We start from the raw sequence: 17,044 nt of genomic DNA, 5'->3' as shown, positions 1-17,044 counted from the left end.
ACCCGGTAAACTTACTCGAGTTCAGCCATCAGCTTAACCAGATGCTCAACTGCTTTCTGCTCGTCTTCACCTTCAGCGGAGATGGTAACAACGGTACCCTGAGTCAGACCCAGAGTTTGCAGCTTGAACAGGCTTTTTGCGCTAGCGCTTTTGCCGTTGGAAGTCACAGTGATTTCAGAAGTGAAGCCTTTCGCTTCTTTAACAAACTGAGCAGCAGGGCGGGTGTGCAGACCGTTCGGAGCGGTAATGGTAACTTCTTGCTGGAACATTGTATTTCCCCAACTTATAGGTTTAGTGTTGTGGAACTAAAGTCTAGCCTGGCGACTTAACTTTAGCCTGTATAGTTAGCGCTGACGTTTCAATCGTCATTAAACATTATGCAGTGAAAGCAAGACTTGAACCAAATCATAAAATCGATTCAGCAGCGCTATTTCGTTCACCGATTAATTTCGCGCATCAAAATAATTGCTGGTTTAAATACCAGACCCAACGGGGTGAAGCAATGCCAGGAGGGGTAAAACTTTGAAGCAGGCCACAAAAAAGCACCTGAAAAGGTGCTTTTTTACGCGTTTTTAACATGCTGGCATCACTGTTGCAGTTCTTTCTCTGTGAACAGATCGGCAAACAGTGCTGTGCTTAAGTAACGCTCACCCGAAGACGGTAGGATAACCACAATATTCTTGTTGGTAAAGGTTTCGTCTTCCAGCAGTTTGAGAGCTGCAGCAACCGCCGCACCGGAAGAGATACCCGCCAGAATGCCTTCCTCGTCCATCAGGCGACGCGCCGTGGAGATGGCTTCTTCATTGGTGATTGCGACCACTTTATCGATCAGCTTCAGATCGAGGTTGCCTGGAATAAAGCCAGCGCCGATACCCTGGATTTTGTGCGGACCTGGTTTGATCTCTTCGCCTGCCAGCGCCTGAGCGATAACCGGAGAGTCGGTTGGCTCAACGGCAACGGTAATCAGATCTTTTTTACCTTTCGTGCCTTTAATATAGCGAGACACCCCGGTCAGCGTACCGCCGGTGCCTACGCCGGAGATAAACACATCAACCTGACCGTCGGTATCTTCCCAGATTTCCGGGCCGGTGGTTTTCTCATGAATTTCCGGGTTGGACGGGTTGCTGAACTGCTGGAGCAGCAGATACTTTGCAGGATCGCTGGCGACGATTTCTTCGGCCTTCTGAATCGCGCCCTTCATGCCTTTCGCGCCTTCCGTGAGGACCAGATTCGCACCCAACGCTTTCAGCAGCTTACGGCGCTCAATACTCATGGTTTCAGGCATAGTCAGCGTCAGCTTATAGCCGCGCGCCGCCGCAACATAGGCCAGGGCGATACCGGTATTGCCGCTGGTGGGTTCAACCAGCTCAACGCCAGGTTTCAGCACGCCACGCTTTTCAGCATCCCAAATCATATTCGCACCGATACGGCATTTAACGCTGAAGCTTGGGTTACGAGATTCGACCTTCGCCAGAATGCGTCCATTACCGATACGGTTCAGTCGAACCAGGGGCGTATGACCGATAGTCAGCGAGTTGTCTTCATAAATCTTACTCATGGCCTGTCCTTAACTGTATGAAATTGGGATACCGACCCAGCATACCTGTTGAACAAGTATGGGGAAGTAAGGAAATCGCATATCTATATGCTGCAAGGAAATAATGGGGATCAGTATGGAATAAGGGGCGGCATAAGCCATCCCTCTTTTACACATTTTTGCATTACTTCCATAACGCGTGCTTAGCACGGTAGCAGTCCACCCACATCGCCGTCGCGCCGCAAACGGCAACGGGCATGATGAACAGATTCAGGAAAGGGATCATGGTGAACAGGCTGGTAAGGGCACCAAACTGCATATTGGCAACCTTCTGAGTGCGCAGGGCAGTGCGCATCTCTTTAAACGGCACTTTGTGGTTATCGAACGGATAATCACAGTACTGGATAGCAAGCATCCAGGCGCTGAACAGGAACCACAGCACGGGTGCGACCGTCTGGCCGATCCCGGGTACAAAATAAAGGATGAGCAGCACAATCGCCCGCGGCAGGTACCACGCAAACTTCTGCCATTCGCGCTTCATGATGCGGGGGACATCTTTCACGATCCCCAGTACGCCCGTGTCAGGCGGCGCCGCACCGGTCAGGCGCGCTTCCAGCTGTTCGGCCAGCAGACCGTTGAACGGCGCGGCTATCCAGTTAGCTATCGTCGAAAAGAAATAGCCGAAAACCAGCAGCACGGAGATAACCGCAATCGGCCAGAGCAGGTAGTCCAACCACTGTAACCAGTCCGGCACATAGCTCATCAGGGAAGGGATCCAGCTTTCCAGTCTGGTGAACAGCCACCAGAACGCGCCCCCCATCAGAATAATGTTGATCAGTAACGGCAAAACAACGAAGCGTCGAATGCCCGGCAGGGAGACCAGTTTCCAGCCCTGAGAAAAGTACCAGACCCCGCTACGTGGGGCAGAAGAAGATGTTGAAACCATACCAGGCTGTACTCCTTTTTACACAACCAGTGGAATTGCCCGCCTATATTATCCAGTTACGGGCCAATGACCAGTTCGGAAATGTTCGAAAAACCAGCAAAAAGCACGATTTAGTTCATCTTTATGCTGTGAATGCTCTGCATACACTTGCACTTGACGTAAACGGCAAATACTCTTAGTGAGTAAATGTTTGCCGTGGTGGCAAGGTGTTAGAACAACAGAGAATATAATGATGCAGGATTTGCGTCTGATATTAATCATTGTTGGCGCGATCGCCATAATCGCTTTACTGGTACATGGTTTCTGGACCAGCCGTAAAGAGCGTTCCTCTATGTTTCGCGATCGTCCACTGAAGCGCATGAAGTCCAGTCGCGAAGACGATGACGTTGAAGACGACATCGACGGTCTTGACGACGACGGCGTGGGTGAAGTTCGTGTTCATCGGGTCAATACTGCGCCCGGCGCAGCGCATGGAGAGCATGAAGCTCCCCGCGCTCCGCAGCACCAGTATCAACCACCGTATGCCTCTGCCCAGCCGCGCCAGCCAGCGCCGCCGCCAGTGGAAGAACCTGTTCGTCATCCGTCGCAGCAGCCTGTGCAACAGCAGCCCGTTGCGCCACAGCCTGTACAGCAGCAACCTGTGCAACAGCCTGCACAGCCAGTGCATCAGCCACAGCCAGTGCATCAGCCACAGCCAGTGCATCAGCCACAGCCAGTGCAACAGCCGCAGCCGGTAGAACAACCGCAGCCTGAATCTGCACCGCCTGCGCCACAGCCCGCTCCGCGCGTTGAGCCTGAGCCTGTTGTTGAGCCAGAACCGGTTGTTGAAAAGCCGCAGCGTAAAGAAGCGGTAATCATCATGAATGTGGCTGCTCATCATGGCACCCATCTGAACGGTGACGTGCTGCTCAACAGCATCCAACAGGCAGGCTTTAAGTTCGGCGACATGAATATTTTCCATCGCCACCTTAGTCCTGACGGCAGCGGTCCGGCGCTGTTCAGCCTGGCCAATATGGTCAATCCAGGCACGTTTGACCCGGAAATGACCGGTGATTTCGTCACGCCTGGGGTTACGATCTTTATGCAGGTGCCGTCCTACGGTGACGAGCTGCAAAACTTTAAGCTGATGCTACAGTCCGCTCAGCACATCGCCGACGAAGTGGGCGGTGTTGTGCTCGACGATCAGCGTCGTATGATGACGCCGCAGAAACTGCGCGAATATCAGGACCGCATCCGCGAAGTTAAGGAAGCTAACGCGTAATCGTCGCGTTTACTTCAACTCCTCCTCAACCCCCGCCTGTCGGGGGTTTTTCTCATTGATGGTGCGATATGGACTCAATCGAACAACAACTTACTGAACTGCGAACCACGCTTCGCCATCATGAATATCTCTATCATGTTATGGACGCACCGGAAGTGCCGGATGCGGAATATGACCGCCTGATGCGTGAACTGCGCGAGCTGGAAGCGCAGCACCCCGAACTGATTACGCCTGATTCCCCAACGCAGCGCGTCGGCGCGGAACCGCTGGGTGCTTTCAGCCAGGTGCGCCACGAAGTGCCGATGCTGTCGCTGGATAACGTGTTTGATGAAGAGAGTTTTCTGGCTTTCAACAAGCGCGTGCAGGATCGCCTGAAGAGCGTCGACAATCTGAGCTGGTGCTGCGAGCTAAAACTGGATGGTCTGGCCGTCAGCATTCTTTATGAGAACGGCGTGATGGTACGTGCCGCAACGCGCGGTGACGGCACTACCGGGGAAGACATCACCACCAATGTGCGCACCATTCGTGCGATCCCGCTGAAGCTGCGTGGCGATAATATTCCTGCGCGGCTGGAAGTGCGCGGGGAAGTTTTCCTTCCGCAGGCGGGCTTTGAGAAGATCAATGAAGAAGCGCGTCGTACCGGGGGTAAAGTGTTTGCAAACCCGCGTAACGCGGCGGCAGGTTCGCTGCGCCAGCTCGATCCGCGTATCACCGCGAAGCGACCGCTTACTTTCTTCTGCTACGGCGTCGGGATCCTGGAAGGCGGTGACCTGCCGGATACCCACCTGGGTCGTTTAATGCAGTTCAAAGAGTGGGGTTTGCCGGTAAGCAACCGCGTGCAGCTTTGCGACTCTCCAGAGGCGGTGCTGGCGTTCTATCACAAGGTTGAAGAAGATCGTCCCACGCTTGGGTTTGATATTGATGGCGTAGTGATCAAGGTTAACTCCCTGGCATTGCAGGAACAGTTGGGTTTTGTTGCCCGGGCGCCACGCTGGGCAGTGGCCTTTAAGTTCCCGGCGCAGGAGCAGATGACCTTCGTTCGCGACGTGGAATTTCAGGTAGGACGTACGGGTGCGATTACGCCTGTGGCGCGTCTGGAGCCTGTGCAGGTGGCTGGCGTGCTGGTCAGTAACGCTACGCTGCATAACGCCGATGAAATTGCCCGTCTGGGGCTGCGAATTGGTGACAAAGTGGTGATTCGCCGCGCGGGCGATGTGATCCCGCAGGTGGTTAACGTAGTGGAATCAGAACGTCCTGCCGATACCCGTGCCATCGAGTTTCCTGCCCATTGTCCGGTATGTGGTTCGGACGTTGAGCGCGTGGAAGGTGAAGCGGTAACGCGCTGTACGGGCGGGTTAATCTGCGGCGCGCAGCGTAAAGAGTCCCTGAAGCACTTTGTCTCCCGCCGGGCGATGGACGTCGACGGAATGGGTGACAAGATCATCGACCAGTTAGTTGAGAAAGAGTATGTGCATACGCCAGCGGACCTCTTTACCCTGACGGCAGGTAAGCTGACCGGTCTTGATCGTATGGGGCCGAAATCTGCCCAGAACGTGGTCAATGCGCTCGAGGCGGCCAAAAATACTACCTTTGCCCGTTTCCTTTACGCGCTCGGCATTCGTGAAGTCGGAGAGGCGACGGCGGCAGGGCTGGCGGCGTATTTCGGCACGCTGGAGGCTCTTGAGAAAGCCACCATCGACGAACTACAGAAAGTCCCTGACGTTGGTATAGTGGTCGCTACCCACGTCTTCAACTTCTTCGCCGAAGAGAGCAACCGTGAAGTGATCGGTAAATTACTGGAACAGGGCATTCACTGGCCCGCACCGGTAGTGGTTAATGCAGAAGAGATCGACAGCCCGTTTGCCGGTAAAACGGTGGTGCTGACCGGCAGTCTGAGCCAGCTCTCGCGTGATGACGCGAAAGCGCGCCTGGTGGCGCTTGGGGCAAAAGTGGCGGGAAGCGTGTCAAAGAAAACCGACCTGGTGATCGCCGGGGAAGCGGCCGGTTCGAAGCTGGCAAAAGCGCAGGAGCTCGGCATCGAGGTGATCGATGAAGCGGAAATGATGCGCCTTTTAGGAGAGTGATGTGGAAAAAGAGCAGCTCGTTGAGATCGCCAATACGGAGATGCCGTTCGGTAAATATAAGGGCCGCAGGCTGATTGATTTACCGGAAGAATATCTGCTGTGGTTTGCCCGTAAGGATGAGTTTCCTGCCGGGCGTCTTGGCGAGCTGATGGCTATCACATTACTGATCAAAACAGAGGGGCTGACCCAGCTGGTGCAGCCCCTGAAACGTCCTTAAACTTTCGCGGCGCGGGTCTCTTCCTGCGCCAGCTTTTCAGTCTGTGCCTTGTAACGCCGCGCCAGTACCGCACACACCATCAGCTGGATCTGATGGAAAATCATCAGCGGTAGTACCATCATCCCAATGACCGACGTCGGGAACAGAATATTGGCCATCGGGATCCCGTTGGCCAGGCTCTTTTTCGATCCACAGAATACGATGGTGATTTCATCGGCCTTATTGAAGCCGCATTTGCGGGCCACAAAGACGTTAACCGCGATCACAATGGTCAGCAGAACAATGCTTACCACCACAATAAACAGCAGCGATCCTGCGCCCACTCTGTGCCAGATGCCGTTCACCACGGCTTCGCTGAAGGCCGTGTAAACCACCAGCAGAATGGAGCTTTGGTCCGTTTTCCCGATCCATTTTTTGTGTTTCGCCACAAACGCCCCAATCCAGGGGCGGGATAAGTGTCCGAGCACAAACGGCAGTAGCAGTTGCAGACAAATTTTACCCACCTGCTCCAGATTACCTTCTGCACCATGCATGTTCATCAGCAGACCGACCAGCAGCGGTGAAACAAAGATCCCGAGCAGGCTGGAAGCCGAAGCAGAACATACCGCCGCCGCGACGTTGCCGCCCGCCAGCGAGGTAAAGGCAATAGCAGACTGCACGGTGGCCGGCAAAATGCACAGATAAAGGAAACCGGTATAGAGTGCCGGATCGACATTCACCGGCGCCCACCAGGCAAACAGCACGCCCAGAACAGGGAAGAGGATAAAGGTGCTGCACATTACCCAGAGGTGCAGTCGCCAGTGGCTACCGCCTGCAATAATGGCTTCCCGGGAGAGTTTGGCGCCATGCATAAAGAACAACAGGGCAATGGCTGCCGTGGTCAGCCCTTCAATGACCGGAACGAAACCGCCCCGCGCCGGGAAGAACGAGGCCAGCAAGACGACACCAATCAGGGTCAGCGTAAACGGATCAAGGATACGAAAAAGTTTCATAATCACTCCTGAAAACAGATGCCGCTATTGTGCTTTCTTCCCTTTGAGAAATAAAATTGATTTATTGCATCCATTCATGAATTAAACAGATGAATTATTCACTACGTCAGCTTCGTGTTTTCGTCACCGTCGCGCAGGCCCACAGCTTCAGTCGGGCAGGGGAGATGATTGGCCTCAGCCAGTCGGCGGTGAGCCATAGCGTGAAAGAGCTGGAAACTCAAACCGGCGTGAAACTGCTCGACCGCACGACGCGCGAAGTGGTGCTCACCGAAGCGGGACATCAGCTGGCAACGCGTCTGGAAAGGCTGCTTGATGAACTGAACAGTACGCTGAGAGACGTCGGACGGCTTGGACAACAGCTTTCCGGTACCGTGAGAGTGGCGGCGAGCCAGACGATTTCGGCGCATCTTATTCCCCAGTGCATCGCTGAAAGTAATCACCGCTATCCGGATATCGATTTTGTTTTGCACGACAGGCCGCAGCAGTGGGTACTGGAGAGTATTCGTCAGGGGGATGTGGATTTCGGGATTGTTATCGATCCCGGAGCGGTAAGCGACCTGGAATGTGAAGTGGTACTCTCGGAACCCTTTTTATTGCTCTGCCGCGATGATGATCCTCTGGCATCGCTGTCGCAGGTGGCCTGGCAAGCCTTACAGGGGGCAAACCTGGTGTTACAGGATTATGCATCAGGTAGCCGCCCGCTGATAGATGCCGCACTGGCCGCACAGGGCGTAAAGGCAACCATTGTGCAGGAGATTGGGCATCCTGCCACGCTCTTCCCCATGGTCGAAGCGGGGATTGGGATCAGCGTTCTGCCTGCGCTGGCGCTGCCACTGCCGCAGGGAAGTCGTTTAACGGTGAAGCGTTTCCTGCCCTGTATTGAACGCCAGCTGATGCTGGTACGCCGTAAAAACAGGTCTCTTTCCGGAGCGGCTCATGCCTGCTGGGATGTGGTGCGTATGCAGGCCAGGCGTCTGATGGAGGCCCGCACGCGCGATCCACTTTTTAACGAAACCAATGATCAGATATAGATATCAATCTGATGTTCTGCGGAGGGTTTATTGACGCCTTCCGCCACGGCCTGACCGCTTTCCTGTTTTGGCATCGCCTCTTCTGCCTGCTGACGCTGCAATTGCGCCAGCTGTGCCTGCAACATAGCCAGCTGAGATTCGAGCAATTCTTGCTGCTTTTGCTTTTCTTCCGCTGTGGCATCACCCATGGCGACTTCTTTGAGTTGCTGAGTGACTTTCGTTATCTGTTTGGTCAGACGGGTGATCTGTGAAGCAATGTCGTTTCCGCCGGAGCTGTTATCTACGCTGCCGATTTCCATCGCCGACAGAGAAACGGGCTTAAGAGTTGTCATATTGAGATCCTTTTCGCCATAAAATAGAGGTATCGGCAAAGAAGGCGTGAGCTTGAGTAAAACAAGCGGTTTGGCTGCAATGGGGATGTGCTATATCGCAGATAGCAAAAAAGCGCCTTTAGGGCGCTTTTTTACATTGGTGGGTCGTGCAGGATTCGAACCTGCGACCAATTGATTAAAAGTCAACTGCTCTACCAACTGAGCTAACGACCCGAAATGGTGGGCGATGACGGGCTCGAACCGCCGACCCCCTCCGTGTAAAGGAGATGCTCTACCAACTGAGCTAATCGCCCATTTCGGAACTGCTACGATAAGGTGAGAATGGTGGGCGATGACGGGCTCGAACCGCCGACCCCCTCCGTGTAAAGGAGATGCTCTACCAACTGAGCTAATCGCCCAATCTCAATTCTTATCTACACTGCGAGTCTACCGAAGTAGATGGTGGGTGATGACGGGCTCGAACCGCCGACCCCCTCCGTGTAAAGGAGATGCTCTACCAACTGAGCTAATCACCCCCGCTGTGTGGAGTCGCATTATAGGGAGAGTTGAAAATGAGTCAACGCATTTTCTAAAGTTTTTATTCGTTCGTCGTAAAATTAGTCAAAACGATCGCAAAACGGACTGTGGTGCATGATTTCTAAACAAAAACAGCAATCTCGAACCGGATAAAGTGATCGACATTGAGGAATCGGCCCACAGTGATAGAATATTGCCCATTGTTTTCTTCCCAGGATTTGCCGATTACCGGCATCTTTATAACGTAAGGCCATTTCATGAAAATCAAAACTCGCTTCGCGCCGAGCCCGACAGGCTATCTGCATGTCGGTGGTGCACGTACTGCTCTCTACTCCTGGCTTTTCGCACGCCACAACAAAGGTGAGTTTGTGCTGCGTATTGAAGACACCGACCTGGAGCGCTCAACGCCGGAAGCAATTGAAGCCATTATGGATGGGATGAACTGGCTGAATCTGGAGTGGGACGAAGGCCCATACTTCCAGACCAAACGTTTTGACCGCTATAACGCCGTAATTGACGAGATGCTGGTCGCAGGCACGGCCTATAAGTGCTACTGCTCAAGGGAGCGTCTGGATGCGCTGCGCGAAGAGCAAATGGCAAAAGGCGAAAAACCGCGTTATGACGGTCGTTGCCGTCATGACCACAGCGAGCATGCTGCTGATGAGCCTTGCGTAGTGCGTTTTGCTAACCCGCAGGATGGCTCTGTTATCTTTGATGACCAGATCCGTGGCCCGATCGAATTCAGCAACCAGGAGCTGGATGACCTCATCATTCGTCGTACTGACGGCTCGCCAACCTATAACTTCTGCGTGGTTGTGGACGACTGGGATATGGAAATCACTCACGTGATCCGTGGTGAAGACCATATCAATAACACCCCGCGTCAGATCAACATTCTGAAAGCGCTGAACGCGCCTGTACCGGTGTATGCGCACGTATCGATGATCAACGGTGACGACGGTAAAAAGCTGTCCAAACGTCATGGCGCGGTGAGCGTGATGCAGTACCGTGATGACGGCTATCTGCCGGAAGCGCTACTGAACTATCTGGTGCGTCTGGGCTGGGCTCATGGTGACCAGGAGATCTTCAGCCGCGAAGAGATGATCGAGCTTTTCTCTCTGAACTCGGTAAGCAAATCAGCCAGCGCGTTCAACACTGACAAACTGCTGTGGCTGAACCATCACTACATCAATACCATGCAGCCAGAGTATGTGGCGACTTATCTGCAATGGCACATTGAGCAGGCAAACATCGATACCCGTACGGGCCCTGAACTGGCGGATCTGGTGAAGCTGCTTGGCGAGCGTTGCAAAACGCTGAAAGAGATCGCCGAGAGCTGCCGCTACTTTTATGAAGAGTTTGACGCGTTCGACGCCGATGCGGCCAAGAAACACCTGCGTCCGGTTGCGCGTCAGCCGCTGGAAGTGGTGCGAGATAAACTCGAAGCCATTACCGAATGGACTGCAGAAAATGTTCACCACGCGATTCAGGCAACCGCTGATGACTTGGAAATTGGCATGGGTAAAGTCGGTATGCCGCTGCGCGTTGCGGTGACGGGGGCAGGCCAGTCTCCGGCGCTGGACGTGACCGTTCATGCCATTGGCAAATCACGTAGCGTTGCGCGTATCAACAAGGCGCTGGGCTTTATTGCTGAGCGCGAAAGCCAGCAGTAATGCTCGTGAAATACAAATAACGGCAGGGTAACCTGCCGTTTTTTATGTCTGTTATTCAGCAATACCAAGACGCGTGAGAAAACCCTGCAAACCTTCGCGAGCGAGCAGCTTGTGCAAACGTTCCTGTTCGACAGTTGTCATGTTTTCCAGCGAGTCGATAATTTGTGGAAGCAGGCTGGATGAGGTCGCCACGCCATAGAGTGAAGGGCTTTCTGCCACATGGTAAACAGCCCGACTGTTACGAATGGCGGGAAGGCTAATGATGTGCTCCTTAACGTGCGCATCAATACATATCACCCTCGCTCTTCCGCCTTTTACACCGTTGATACCCTCCGTTTTCCATCCTTTCTGTCGTATCCAGCGATTAACGGTTTGTCGGGCGACGCCCAGACTGTCCGCCAGCTCTTCCGTGGTCATTTTGCTGCGTAATCTTTTCATATTAGCGTTGGTCGCGAATCCCTAAGCGTTGTAACAATCCGGTAATCCCTTCCCGCAGTAACAGAGATGTCATCTGCTTTTGCTCATCCGGCGTCATTTCATTCGCCAGCGTCAGGAGCAGGGCGTGAAGCGAGCCTTCGTGGTACGCCTTTTCTGGCATTTCCGGCGACTCTGTTACCCTGCGTGCGCTGCGAATAAAGTCGCGCACTTTTTCATTGACGTGTACCAGACGCGCCTTGCCGCCCTGAACGCCTGGCTTTGGCGATGTAATCCAACCCTCTTTGCGTACCCATTTATTGATGGTCTGTCGGCTATAGCCAGTCAGCAGGGCTAACTCTTCTGGCGTCATTCGTTCCTTGATCATACAATTTCCTGAATATCTGTGGGGTTAATTAGTGGTTCATTTTATAGCACCGTTTTACGTGAAAACGTGACAAGCTTAACTCCTGGCTGCGAGCAGACTCGCAAAGTGATTCATTTGCATGATTTTTCGGCGGTTGAAAGGCTGAGGTTGAATTTGCCGTTGACACTGTGCGGCGGAATTCATATTATGCCGCCCGTCAACATGACAGCTTTACGATGGGGCTATAGCTCAGCTGGGAGAGCGCCTGCATGGCATGCAGGAGGTCAGCGGTTCGATCCCGCTTAGCTCCACCAAACTCTGAACCCAACAGAGTACGGTAGGTAAAGTAACATGTGGGGCTATAGCTCAGCTGGGAGAGCGCTTGCATGGCATGCAAGAGGTCAGCGGTTCGATCCCGCTTAGCTCCACCAAAATTTAAACCCTCGTCGTCAGACGGGGGTTTTTTATATCTTGTAAAATATTTAGACTGTTTTTGTTGCAATTAACGTCATTTTCTATACCTCACCTCAATCCAAATCAATAAATAAGTCCATAAATAGACCTAAACTTGATTCGTCCAATTAATAAACCTATTATCGATCCGGTCAATAAGACGATGGTTAAATAGATTACCCGGATTAATGAATAGAAAAATTTACAATAATGTAAAAATATTTATGATTGCCCTGGCGCTAAGCCTGATTGCGATCCCCTTTTCCCGTTATATCTCTCCGCGCGCTATCGTTAACGAAAATGATGTTTATTTAGCGTGGCTGCCCTTAAGCGCCATGCTCGCCATCGTGTTGTTATTTGGACGACGGGCAATCATTCCTTTGTTGCTAAGTTTTAGTGTTACTAATGCTTATTACTTTGATTTAGCCCCGCTACAATCTATCGTTTTATTATGTTGTCAGACGTTTTCCGTCTTCGCCGCCTGTGGCGTTATCCGTTTGATGCTGGGCAAGCGCTGGCGCCACAGCATGCCGAATAAGTACATTGGTATACGTATTTTATGGCTCGGATTTATGGTGCCTGTGGGCATCAAATTATCGATGTATCTGGCGGGGTATTTATTTGATTTCCCGGTAACAATCTCCTCCTATTTCGGCGAAGGCTCTGCAATTTATAACGTTATCGATATTCAGAGTCTGATTTGCGCCGCCCTGATTTTCACCATGATGTTCTATTATCCATTAAGAATGATTATTAATCCTCGCTATGCCCGAACATTCTGGCGGCGAAGCGTGAAGCCCCTCTTTTGCAACAAAAAAGCGTTATTTATCGTTGTGTGGCTGATGCTGTTGGTCTCAATGATCGCTATTTTATGCGCGCCTTTTGAGTCGCAGTTTATTGCGGGTTATTTGATGCCGACCGTTTTCATTCTTTTTACCCTGGGTATTGGTCGTTTGAGCTATGCGCTCATCTCTTTATTCTGGGCAGCCTCAGCGCTCATGTTGTTGACCTATAATTATAATTTTCTCAATGGCGTTGAATCGGGCCACTCGCTCTCCTTTATTCTGTCGGTACTCATCTCTTTCGCTATCTGCCTCCTTTACATGTCGCAGATCTATCAGAAAAGTGAATGGCTTAAACAGGGGTGGCAGGAGAGGGCGCTTACCGATCCGCTCACCGGTCTGCCTAACATTCGTGCGCTGGAAGTTTTTCTACAGCATCATCCTGAGGCCAAAGTCTGCTGCTTGCGTCTGGATAATCTGGAATTCCTGAGCCGTCACTACGGCATCCTCATGCGCGTGCACTGTAAAAAGATGATCACCGCGTCGCTGCAGCCGTTATTGCAAAAAGACGAGAAGCTCTTCCAGTTACCAGGCAGTGAACTGATGTTGGTCTTGCTGGGACCGGGCACGGCTGAACGTCTGCAATTTATGGTTGACCATCTGAACAGCCGTAAAATTATCTGGAACAAGACTGAGCTCGACATTGAGTTTGGTGCCTCCTGGGGGGAAGTGCCAAATGGAGAAAGCGTGCATCACACGCTGGGTCAGTTGAGCTGGCTGTCCGAGCAGTCCTGTTCCGGGCATAACGTCCTTGCGTTAACCAACAGTCTGGATGATGTTTCTGGTCATACGACGGACAGGGTGCTAATGCTGGCCCGTATAAAACGCGCCCTTGATATCGGTGGTCTCCATCTTTACGCGCAGCCAATTCACAACGCGCGCGGAGAAGGGTACTTTGAAATCCTTTCGCGTCTTGAAAGTGATGGTGAGATCATCACCCCTGACCGCTTTATTCCGCTGATTGCTCAGTTCAACCTGAGCCACCGATTCGACCTGAACGTGGTGGAAAAATTGCTGATGTGGATGCGCAGTCATCCATCCGGACGGGCCGGAACGCGGTTCTCCGTTAATCTGATGCCGCTGACGCTGATGCAGAACGAGATTGCAGCTGAGATCATCGCGCTTTTTGAACGCTACGCCGTTGCACCGCAAGATATCGTCATTGAGATCACCGAGGAACAGGCTTTCTCTGACTCGGGAAGCAGCATCAACAATATCCAGCAGCTGCGGGATTATGGCTTCCGCATTGCTATCGATGACTTTGGTACCGGCTATGCCAACTTTGAGCGCCTGAAGCGACTGGAGGCCGATATCATTAAGATCGATGGCTGCTTCGTGAAAGATATCTGCACCGACAGCATGGATGCGATGATCGTGCAGTCCATTTGCAACATGGCAAAAACGAAATCGCTTTGTGTGGTGGCTGAATATGTGGAATCGGCTGAACAACGCGAGATGTTGCTGCGATACGGCGTTGATTATTTGCAGGGCTATTTGATTGGTAAACCACTGCCCCTGACGGCGCTGGAGACATAAAAAAACCGGGAGCGATGGCTCCCGGTTTTCATTGAGCGGTATGGATTACAGCACCAATGCTGCGATAGAGGCAGACAGGACGCTCACCAGCGTTGAACCGTAAACCAGCTTCAGGCCAAAGCGAGAAACGACGTTACCTTGCTCTTCGTTCAGGCCTTTAATCGCACCAGCGATAATACCGATGGAAGAGAAGTTCGCGAAGGAGACCAGGAAGACGGACAGGATCCCTTCCGCACGCGGGGAGAGCGTGCTGGCAATCTTCTGAAGATCCATCATCGCCACGAATTCATTGGATACCAGTTTCGTTGCCATGATACTGCCCACCTGCAACGCTTCGTGAGCGGGCACACCCATTACCCAGGCGACCGGGTAGAAGATATAGCCCAGAATACCCTGGAACGAAATACCAAGTACGGCCGCAAACAGGGCGTTCAGCGCAGCGATCAGTGCGATAAAGCCAATCAGCATCGCGGCAACGATAATCGCAACCTTGAAACCCGCCAGAATGTATTCACCCAGCATTTCGAAGAAGCTCTGTCCCTCGTGCAGGTTTGACATCTGAATGTTCTCTTCGCTGGCATCCACGCGGTACGGGTTAATCAGCGAAAGAACGATAAAGGTGCTGAACATATTCAGAACCAGCGCTGCAACCACGTATTTAGGTTCCAGCATAGTCATATACGCGCCCACGATAGACATGGAAACGGTAGACATTGCTGTCGCCGCCATGGTGTACATGCGGTTACGGGACATCTTGCCGAGGATATCTTTATACGCAATGAAGTTCTCAGACTGACCCAGGATCAGCGAGCTGACTGCGTTAAAGGATTCCAGCTTGCCCATGCCATTAACTTTCGATAACAGGAAGCCGATTGCACGGATAACCACCGGCAGAACACGAATGTGCTGGAGGATCCCGATCAGGGCAGAGATGAAGACGATAGGGCAGAGCACTTTCAGGAAGAAGAAGGCCAAACCCTGATCGTTCATGTTGCCAAAGACAAAGTTAGTCCCGTCGTTGGCAAATCCGAGCAGTTTTTCGAACATTTCGGAGAAGCCTTTCACGAAGCCGAGGCCTACGTTGGAGTTCAGGAAGAACCACGCAAGTAAAACTTCAATGACCAGCAGCTGGACAACATAGCGAATACGAATATTTTTGCGGTCAGTGCTGACCAGCAATGCGAGTGCAGTAACGACAACGAGTGCCAGGACAAAATGAAGGACGCGGTCCATATTTGCTCCAAATATGAGGCAGGTTTAATTTCCGTGCACATTCTATGTAACAAGCACAAAGAAAACGAGATCAAGCCCACACTATAGTTACATCCTGTGACGAGTCTCAAAAATAGTGATCAACAATACATTTTTGTTATGTTAGGTAAATGAGTGAAAAGTTAAGTTTGTGTGCTACGCTTCACAAATGTCTGCGCATTTTCACATTCTGTGACCTTGCTCCACCTGCCTGTCTATTGTCCCTGGCTATCAGAGTAATCATGTTAACCATTACAAATGAACTTGATAATCATTCTCATTTTGATAGCATAAAACATAGCACAGGCTATATTTCCAGAGGCAGAAATGACGAATAGTCGCGTAGAGAGTAGCAGCGGCAGGGCGGCACGCAAGCTGCGGTTCGCATTAATGGGACCTGCATTCATTGCCGCGATTGGCTACATCGATCCGGGTAATTTTGCGACCAATATTCAGGCCGGGGCCAGTTTCGGCTATAAGCTGCTGTGGGTTGTGGTGTGGGCCAACCTGATGGCGATGCTGATTCAGATGCTTTCCGCGAAGCTGGGTATTGCCACCGGGAAAAACCTGGCGGAGCAAATCCGCGATCACTATCCGCGTCCGGCGGTATGGTTTTACTGGGTCCAGGCGGAAATTATCGCCATGGCCACCGATCTCGCCGAGTTTATCGGGGCGGCGATCGGCTTTAAGCTTATTCTGGGCGTCTCCCTGCTACAGGGCGCCGTGCTGACCGGTATCGCCACGTTCCTTATTTTGATGCTCCAGAGGCGGGGACAAAAACCGCTGGAGAAAGTCATCGGCGGCCTGCTGCTGTTCGTCGCTGCCGCCTATATTGTTGAGCTGATTTTCTCCCAGCCGAATCTGGTGCAGTTGACGAAAGGGATGGTGATCCCGTCGTTACCCACCTCTGAAGCCGTATTTCTGGCCGCCGGGGTGCTGGGGGCGACCATTATGCCGCACGTAATTTATCTGCACTCTTCTTTAACCCAAAATCTGCACGGCGGGACGAGTAAAGAGCGCTACTCCGCCTCGAAATGGGATGTGGCAATTGCGATGACCATTGCCGGATTTGTGAATCTGGCGATGATGGCGACTGCCGCCGCCGCGTTTCACTTTAACGGGCATACCGGGGTTGCCGATCTCGACCAGGCGTACCTGACGCTGGAGCCGTTGCTGAGCCATGCCGCTGCCACTATTTTTGGTTTAAGCCTGGTTGCTGCGGGACTTTCCTCTACGGTTGTGGGGACACTGGCCGGGCAGGTGGTGATGCAGGGGTTCGTACGTTTCCATATTCCACTGTGGGTTCGCCGTTCGGTAACGATGCTGCCTTCCTTTATTGTAATTCTGATGGGGCTGGATCCGACCCGCATTCTGGTGATGAGTCAGGTGCTGCTGAGTTTCGGTATTGCGCTGGCGCTGGTGCCGCTACTGATATTCACCAGCAACAAATCGCTGATGGGCGATCTGGTGAATTCGATGTGGGTGAAACGCGCCGGGTGGGCCATTGTGGTCGTGGTGGTGGCGTTAAACATGTGGTTGCTGATAGGCACAGCAGCAGGCCTGTAAAAGAAAAAGGAGCCGTGAGGCTCCTT

15 protein-coding genes and 6 tRNA genes are annotated in these 17,044 nt (G+C 52.4%); 9 read left to right on the top strand and 12 right to left on the bottom strand.

Annotated features, from left to right (window positions below; all coding sequences use genetic code 11):
• Positions 1-11: 11 nt before the first annotated feature.
• From ptsH to cysZ, 3 genes are all read right to left on the bottom strand, one after another.
• Positions 12-269, bottom strand: coding sequence for a phosphocarrier protein Hpr (gene ptsH, locus HP459_RS03920; protein WP_000487600.1), 258 nt, complete (start codon positions 267-269; stop codon positions 12-14).
• A 317-nt stretch (positions 270-586) separates the two neighbouring features.
• Positions 587-1,558 carry a cysteine synthase A gene (gene cysK / locus HP459_RS03915; RefSeq protein ID WP_171935955.1) on the bottom strand — a complete coding sequence of 324 codons (972 nt, stop codon included), beginning with the start codon at positions 1,556-1,558 and terminating at the stop codon, positions 587-589.
• 163 nt (positions 1,559-1,721) lie between these two features.
• Positions 1,722-2,483, bottom strand: a complete 762-nt coding sequence (gene cysZ / locus HP459_RS03910; RefSeq protein ID WP_022648944.1) for a sulfate transporter CysZ — start codon at positions 2,481-2,483, stop codon at positions 1,722-1,724.
• Positions 2,484-2,712: 229 nt separating this feature from the next.
• Here cysZ and zipA point away from each other — a divergent pair, with 229 nt between their 5' ends.
• The 3 genes from zipA (at position 2,713) to HP459_RS03895 (ending at position 6,045) form a co-directional block, all read left to right on the top strand.
• A complete protein-coding gene (gene zipA / locus HP459_RS03905; RefSeq protein ID WP_171935954.1) occupies positions 2,713-3,744 on the top strand; it encodes a cell division protein ZipA in 1,032 nt (343 codons plus the stop codon).
• A gap of 68 nt (positions 3,745-3,812) precedes the next feature.
• Positions 3,813-5,828: an NAD-dependent DNA ligase LigA gene (gene ligA, locus HP459_RS03900; protein WP_032623825.1), complete on the top strand. Its 2,016-nt coding sequence runs from the start codon at positions 3,813-3,815 to the stop codon at positions 5,826-5,828.
• A gap of 1 nt (position 5,829) precedes the next feature.
• Positions 5,830-6,045: a DUF3820 family protein gene (locus HP459_RS03895; protein WP_003861328.1), complete on the top strand. Its 216-nt coding sequence runs from the start codon at positions 5,830-5,832 to the stop codon at positions 6,043-6,045.
• Here HP459_RS03895 and HP459_RS03890 read toward each other — a convergent pair.
• Positions 6,042-7,037 (bottom strand): bile acid:sodium symporter family protein, encoded by a 996-nt coding sequence (locus tag HP459_RS03890; protein WP_022648941.1) that lies wholly within the window; start codon positions 7,035-7,037, stop codon positions 6,042-6,044. The genes HP459_RS03895 and HP459_RS03890 overlap by 4 nt on opposite strands.
• An 89-nt stretch (positions 7,038-7,126) precedes the next feature.
• Between HP459_RS03890 and HP459_RS03885 the strand changes: the two genes are divergently transcribed.
• Positions 7,127-8,068, top strand: a complete 942-nt coding sequence (locus HP459_RS03885; RefSeq protein ID WP_032676151.1) for a LysR family transcriptional regulator — start codon at positions 7,127-7,129, stop codon at positions 8,066-8,068.
• On the opposite strand, the gene HP459_RS03880 is transcribed toward HP459_RS03885, so the two are convergent.
• The 5 genes from HP459_RS03880 to HP459_RS03860 all read right to left on the bottom strand — a co-directional run bounded on the left by HP459_RS03880 (position 8,059) and on the right by HP459_RS03860 (position 8,915).
• Positions 8,059-8,400 carry a FlxA-like family protein gene (locus HP459_RS03880; protein ID WP_022648939.1) on the bottom strand — a complete coding sequence of 114 codons (342 nt, stop codon included), beginning with the start codon at positions 8,398-8,400 and terminating at the stop codon, positions 8,059-8,061. The two genes, HP459_RS03885 and HP459_RS03880, sit on opposite strands and share 10 nt — an antisense overlap.
• 137 nt (positions 8,401-8,537) lie before the next feature.
• Positions 8,538-8,613, bottom strand: a tRNA-Lys gene (locus HP459_RS03875).
• A 4-nt stretch (positions 8,614-8,617) separates the two neighbouring features.
• Positions 8,618-8,693: transfer RNA gene (locus HP459_RS03870), tRNA-Val, on the bottom strand.
• A gap of 29 nt (positions 8,694-8,722) precedes the next feature.
• Positions 8,723-8,798 (bottom strand) — tRNA-Val (locus HP459_RS03865).
• Positions 8,799-8,839: 41 nt separating this feature from the next.
• Positions 8,840-8,915: transfer RNA gene (locus HP459_RS03860), tRNA-Val, on the bottom strand.
• A gap of 258 nt (positions 8,916-9,173) precedes the next feature.
• On the opposite strand from HP459_RS03860, the gene gltX reads away from it, so the two are divergent.
• Positions 9,174-10,589 (top strand): glutamate--tRNA ligase, encoded by a 1,416-nt coding sequence (gltX, locus tag HP459_RS03855; RefSeq protein WP_171935953.1) that lies wholly within the window; start codon positions 9,174-9,176, stop codon positions 10,587-10,589.
• A gap of 51 nt (positions 10,590-10,640) precedes the next feature.
• Here gltX and HP459_RS03850 read toward each other — a convergent pair whose 3' ends face one another.
• Entirely contained in the window at positions 10,641-11,027 is a 387-nt protein-coding gene (locus HP459_RS03850) for a YfeC-like transcriptional regulator (RefSeq protein ID WP_032622330.1), read from the bottom strand.
• A gap of 1 nt (position 11,028) precedes the next feature.
• Positions 11,029-11,391, bottom strand: a complete 363-nt coding sequence (locus HP459_RS03845) for a YfeC-like transcriptional regulator (RefSeq protein WP_022648936.1) — start codon at positions 11,389-11,391, stop codon at positions 11,029-11,031.
• A 217-nt stretch (positions 11,392-11,608) separates the two neighbouring features.
• On the opposite strand from HP459_RS03845, the gene HP459_RS03840 reads away from it, so the two are divergent.
• From HP459_RS03840 to HP459_RS03830, 3 genes are all read left to right on the top strand, one after another.
• Positions 11,609-11,684 (top strand) — tRNA-Ala (locus HP459_RS03840).
• A gap of 41 nt (positions 11,685-11,725) precedes the next feature.
• A tRNA-Ala gene (locus tag HP459_RS03835) sits at positions 11,726-11,801 on the top strand.
• A gap of 210 nt (positions 11,802-12,011) precedes the next feature.
• Positions 12,012-14,201 (top strand): EAL domain-containing protein, encoded by a 2,190-nt coding sequence (locus HP459_RS03830; protein WP_022648935.1) that lies wholly within the window; start codon positions 12,012-12,014, stop codon positions 14,199-14,201.
• Between the two features lie 45 nt (positions 14,202-14,246).
• Here HP459_RS03830 and nupC read toward each other — a convergent pair whose 3' ends face one another.
• Positions 14,247-15,434 carry a nucleoside permease NupC gene (nupC, locus tag HP459_RS03825; protein ID WP_022648934.1) on the bottom strand — a complete coding sequence of 396 codons (1,188 nt, stop codon included), beginning with the start codon at positions 15,432-15,434 and terminating at the stop codon, positions 14,247-14,249.
• 345 nt (positions 15,435-15,779) lie between these two features.
• Between nupC and HP459_RS03820 the strand changes: the two genes are divergently transcribed.
• The gene (locus HP459_RS03820) at positions 15,780-17,018 is read left to right on the top strand and encodes an Nramp family divalent metal transporter (RefSeq protein ID WP_022648933.1); all 1,239 of its coding nucleotides are present in this window, start codon (positions 15,780-15,782) and stop codon (positions 17,016-17,018) included.
• Positions 17,019-17,044: the final 26 nt, after the last annotated feature.

The organism is Enterobacter sp. CM29, assembly GCF_013179605.1.
GTDB classification, from domain to species: domain Bacteria; phylum Pseudomonadota; class Gammaproteobacteria; order Enterobacterales; family Enterobacteriaceae; genus Enterobacter; species Enterobacter intestinihominis.
Note: the sequence above shows the minus strand (reverse complement) of the source record. Positions and strands in the feature narration are given on the sequence as shown.

Bases quoted from the DNA above. Each gene is read 5' to 3' on its own strand.
- HP459_RS03820 (WP_022648933.1), top strand. From the start codon at position 15,780: ATGACGAATAGTCGCGTAGAGAGTAGCAGCGGCAGGGCGGCACGCAAG.
- HP459_RS03850 (WP_032622330.1), bottom strand. From the start codon at position 11,027: ATGAAAAGATTACGCAGCAAAATGACCACGGAAGAGCTGGCGGACAGT.
- cysK (WP_171935955.1), bottom strand. From the start codon at position 1,558: ATGAGTAAGATTTATGAAGACAACTCGCTGACTATCGGTCATACGCCC.
- gltX (WP_171935953.1), top strand. From the start codon at position 9,174: ATGAAAATCAAAACTCGCTTCGCGCCGAGCCCGACAGGCTATCTGCAT.
- ligA (WP_032623825.1), top strand. From the start codon at position 3,813: ATGGACTCAATCGAACAACAACTTACTGAACTGCGAACCACGCTTCGC.
- HP459_RS03845 (WP_022648936.1), bottom strand. From the start codon at position 11,391: ATGATCAAGGAACGAATGACGCCAGAAGAGTTAGCCCTGCTGACTGGC.
- HP459_RS03880 (WP_022648939.1), bottom strand. From the start codon at position 8,400: ATGACAACTCTTAAGCCCGTTTCTCTGTCGGCGATGGAAATCGGCAGC.
- HP459_RS03830 (WP_022648935.1), top strand. From the start codon at position 12,012: ATGAATAGAAAAATTTACAATAATGTAAAAATATTTATGATTGCCCTG.
- ptsH (WP_000487600.1), bottom strand. From the start codon at position 269: ATGTTCCAGCAAGAAGTTACCATTACCGCTCCGAACGGTCTGCACACC.
- nupC (WP_022648934.1), bottom strand. From the start codon at position 15,434: ATGGACCGCGTCCTTCATTTTGTCCTGGCACTCGTTGTCGTTACTGCA.
- HP459_RS03885 (WP_032676151.1), top strand. From the start codon at position 7,127: ATGAATTATTCACTACGTCAGCTTCGTGTTTTCGTCACCGTCGCGCAG.
- HP459_RS03890 (WP_022648941.1), bottom strand. From the start codon at position 7,037: ATGAAACTTTTTCGTATCCTTGATCCGTTTACGCTGACCCTGATTGGT.
- cysZ (WP_022648944.1), bottom strand. From the start codon at position 2,483: ATGGTTTCAACATCTTCTTCTGCCCCACGTAGCGGGGTCTGGTACTTT.
- zipA (WP_171935954.1), top strand. From the start codon at position 2,713: ATGATGCAGGATTTGCGTCTGATATTAATCATTGTTGGCGCGATCGCC.